Origin of the sequence: Mediterraneibacter catenae, from assembly GCF_008691045.1 — a bacterium.
Taxonomy (GTDB): Bacteria; Bacillota; Clostridia; order Lachnospirales; family Lachnospiraceae; genus Mediterraneibacter; species Mediterraneibacter ornithocaccae.
Genome location: NZ_VMSO01000048.1, coordinates 1 through 3968, shown reverse-complemented (window position 1 = coordinate 3968; position 3968 = coordinate 1). Strand labels below are relative to the sequence as shown.

Genomic DNA, 3968 nt, shown 5'->3' with positions numbered 1-3968 from the left:
TCTGTCTCATCCGCTTTCCTTTCGGTCTGCTTCAAGCGACAGCCTGTATAGGTTATCACATCTGAAAGGTTTTGTCAACAACTTTTTTGCTTTCCTGTTCCCCGGACGTTCCCCCTCCGCGTCTCCGGCTGAGCTGGTCTGCTGTGCTGTTGCGTCCCCGTCATCAGCGACAGGTGCTATCTTATCACTCCTGACAGTAATTGTCAATGTTTTTCTTGTTTTTTATTTATTTCAGACAATTCATGCAATTCTGACAGTATCTGCACAGGAGATAATATCTATTCTGGGCAGGGACGCTCTATAATTGTAATACGAACAAAACTCCCATTTCGAGTTACTCTATAGAATCATAGTCGATCTTTCTGTCTTTAAAATAATACTCCCTGTCATGCTCACCAATCTCACGCAGAACGCGGCAGGGGTTACCCACTGCTACTACATTTGCGGGTATATCTTTTGTCACTACGCTTCCTGCACCAATAACCGTATCATCTCCGATAGTAACGCCCGGAAGAATGATCGCACCTGCTCCTATCCAACACCGCTTCCCGATATGTATCGGCATATTATACTGATACAGCTTCTCTCTCAGTTCGGGCAAGATAGGATGACCGGCTGTGGCGACTGTAACATTCGGGCCGAACATCGTATAGTCGCCCACATAAATATGAGTGTCGTCTACCATTGTCAGATTAAAATTGGCATAAACATATTTTCCGAAATGGACGTTCCCACCTCCAAGATTTGCATGAAAAGGCGGTTCGATGTAGCATCCCTCACCGATTTCTGCGAACATCTCTTTCAGCATAGCTTCCCTTTTCTCTCCTTCAGTAGGGCGGGTCATATTATAGTCATACAGACAATCCAGCCGTTTTGTCTGATCTTCTACAATCTCTTCATCTCCCGGGAGATAAAGTTCTCCTGTGTGCATTTTTTTTCATACTGCTCATGATTCTCCTCCTTATATTTCAGGCATACTCCAGCCTTTTATTTACATTGGCAAGGCTATTATATATTTCAGCATTTTCCTATATCTGCAGAAGCCTGTCTGCTCTTTCCAGTACCGCGTCCCACTGCACATCGTTCAAAAACCGCGGCTGTTCCATCTCGTTTAACATTCTCAGATCAAGCCCGAGTTCTTTCTGCGCCCTGACCGCCGCATCTTCCAGCGTCATCGCTGCTTCTGTTATCTGCGACATTACATAATCATAATTAACAAATGCGTGATCATGATCGAACAGCGGACAGTATCCGGTCAATTTCCCAGTTTCATTTTCCATCAGAAAGCCCCAGTTCTGCTCATGTCTGTCGTTATTCAGAATAAAATCCGCAATCTGTATTTTCCGATAACGCTCTCTGTCGATTCTTTCTGCTTCTGTGTATGGATTCATCCCATAATAAGAACAGAAAATCTTGAATTTCTCAAAGGTCACCAGAGATATTTCTTCTGAAGTAAAAAGTTCTGAATTAACTATCACCTTACCCACACCATTTATCCAATCTTTTCCCTCTTCTGTAAGGTAAGAGGCGATTTCCTGACCGGAAATTATCTTGTCTGATATTCTTATCTTATAGCACTTTGTGATTTCTCTCAATTACTTTTTCTGTCTGTAAATGAATTAATCAAAATCTTTCATTGCAGCGATTTTACAAACTCCCAATCCGGCGCTATGCGAATATAGTACTTCTCTGTTTCTCCCGACACTATATCTGTAATATGCAGATAATTGCCCGACAGGACGAATGATCTCTTTGCAGTGGCAAACTCGCCGGTCAGACCTCCCCCACTGCTGTCATTCTCGTATCCGGTATATATCCGCTCAACCTGCAAGTCGGATAAATACTGTGAAAGTAACTCGACATCTTTTATTCCATGGGGATCAGCATATCTGCCGGACTGAAAATCGGCATTTGAAATCTCTGCCGTATCCGGACCGGCCAATTCAGAAAGTGTTCCCCGATTTGTTGACAGTGCAAGCCGCCCTGTGCACAGGCCGCACACTATCATGATCAGGAACAGCAGCAAAACACCTTTCCGTTTATTCTTTACCGGCAAGGCTGCTCTCAACCGATAACGGAGCGACTTCGCAGAGGCAGACAGACAGGTAGAATATCCGCGTGAGTCTCCTGCAATTGAAAGCAGAAGTTCTGCGTATCTTCTTCGTTTATCTTTGTCCGCATCTTTCAGCACGATTTCGTCACAGGAAAGTTCAAGATCATCTTCTGCTTTTCTCACAGCCACCCATACCAGCGGGTGTATCCACCCGAATGCACAGCAGAAACGCAGGAAAAACTTCATATGTGTATCCCTGCGCCGGATATGATGAAGTTCATGCGCGAAAATCAGCTCAGCTTCCTCATCGGTAAAACCGCGTTCCGGCAGATAAGTAGTTGTATTTTTCATTCGCATCCCAATAGTGAGAGGTGTATTGACCTCAGAACAGTACCGAATGTCAACAACCAGTGGAATGTCCATATCTTTCTTCATCTTATCCCATTGCTCTGATAGTGAGGCATCTGCCACCGGTCGGGAATTCTCCCTCAGTTTTTTCGTAAAATACAGATGTGATATTACCTGTATTGCAAAGATAACTGCAAATCCAGTTATCCAGATACCGCCCAATATCGTAAGAAAATTCTCCGGAATATAAAAAACAACTGCCGGAGGCACAGCAAAAGTCTCGAGCATGTTCGGCTGAAAATACAGAACAACCGGTACTACCCAGAATGCAGCGCAGGTCTTCGCGGTATAATATCTGCGGAACACAGGAAGGAGTATCAATAAAATTGTAAAATATATAGTAATAAACAGAATCATGTCTATCAGACTTGTAGTATTTAATAATATATCCTCTTTTTTGGCAGCAGATATCCCGATACACAGTACCAGATATATTCCAACTATAATAGGTAATACAACAGGATCGTAGCCCACAAACGTACCATATCCGCCCGACAGTATTCTCTCCTTTTTCCCGTTTTCTGTATTCCATGATTTGCAAAATGAGTCTACTAATATGAAGGCGAGCAAAACAATCCAGAATATACGAAAAATATAAGCAAGCATGTTATCTGACATTTACAGTTCCCCTTTCTCCAGAAGTCTTCTCAACTCTTCTACTTCTTCCTTTTTTATCCCGCTGTCGCACAATGCCACAGCGAAATTAGCTACTGATCCGTTAAACAGTCTGTCCAGAAATAACCTGCTCTCGGATGCAAGATAATCTTTCTCTGTTATCAGCGGTTCATATACGTTTGTCCTGCCTGCCTTTTTCTGGGACAGAAATCCTTTGTCACAGAGGCGTGTCAGCAGAGTCAGGATTGTTGTCGGAGCCAGAGGGTGCTTTTCATTCAACGTATGTTCAATAACAGCCCTTGAGACAGGAGCCGTTTCTCTCCATATGATCTGCATGATCTCAAGTTCACTTTCCGGCAGACGCTTTATTTCTTTCATAATACGGCCTCCTTATTTCTACATTTGTAGAAATATTATATTCTACAAATGTAGAAAAATCAAGAGTTTGATACTTCAACAGAAAAATTTTTATGATATAACTCCATTGAAATGTTCCCATCAACACAAAAAAGAGAGACATCACTTCTGCCGTCGTTTTTACGGCTGACCTGATGTCTCTATGACATGTAGTTTATACTTCTTCAACATATTCTCTGTATTCCGATTCACTTGCGAAGAGCATGTACCGTCCGTTTACAAATCCCATATAGCCTTCTGCTGTAGTATAACCTTTCATACTGTCAACCTCCATAACCTTCTAAGATCGATTTCTTAAGCTGGTTATAGTCTACAACATTACATGTCCGTTAAAACGGACTTTTCTTTTTCAATTAATAACTTTTCTCTATATGCATGCGAACCTTGGGGGCGCTATGGGGTTCGTCGGCAACTACGCCCCTTGTGGACTTTCACCACAGACTGACGGCATGTCCGTCATACCATAAAAACACCT

The 3968-nt window shown here is 42.7% G+C and carries 4 protein-coding genes; all 4 read right to left on the bottom strand.

What is annotated here, in order from left to right:
- Positions 1-334: 334 nt before the first annotated feature.
- The gene (locus FNY66_RS15280) at positions 335-931 is read right to left on the bottom strand and encodes a sugar O-acetyltransferase (RefSeq protein WP_087152607.1); all 597 of its coding nucleotides are present in this window, start codon (positions 929-931) and stop codon (positions 335-337) included.
- A gap of 97 nt (positions 932-1028) precedes the next feature.
- Entirely contained in the window at positions 1029-1478 is a 450-nt protein-coding gene (locus FNY66_RS15275; RefSeq protein WP_143449305.1) for a protein kinase family protein, read from the bottom strand.
- Positions 1479-1633: 155 nt separating this feature from the next.
- Positions 1634-3079 carry a M56 family metallopeptidase gene (locus tag FNY66_RS15270; protein WP_150311674.1) on the bottom strand — a complete coding sequence of 482 codons (1446 nt, stop codon included), beginning with the start codon at positions 3077-3079 and terminating at the stop codon, positions 1634-1636.
- On the bottom strand, positions 3080-3454 hold the full coding sequence (locus FNY66_RS15265) for a BlaI/MecI/CopY family transcriptional regulator (RefSeq protein ID WP_087152610.1): 375 nt from the start codon (positions 3452-3454) through the stop codon (positions 3080-3082). It lies immediately after the preceding gene.
- Between the last annotated feature and the right edge of the window lie 514 nt (positions 3455-3968).

Excerpts from the sequence above, each read along its gene's own strand:
- FNY66_RS15280 (WP_087152607.1), bottom strand. The coding sequence starts at position 931 with ATGCACACAGGAGAACTTTATCTCCCGGGAGATGAAGAGATTGTAGAA.
- FNY66_RS15270 (WP_150311674.1), bottom strand. The coding sequence starts at position 3,079 with ATGTCAGATAACATGCTTGCTTATATTTTTCGTATATTCTGGATTGTT.
- FNY66_RS15265 (WP_087152610.1), bottom strand. The coding sequence starts at position 3,454 with ATGAAAGAAATAAAGCGTCTGCCGGAAAGTGAACTTGAGATCATGCAG.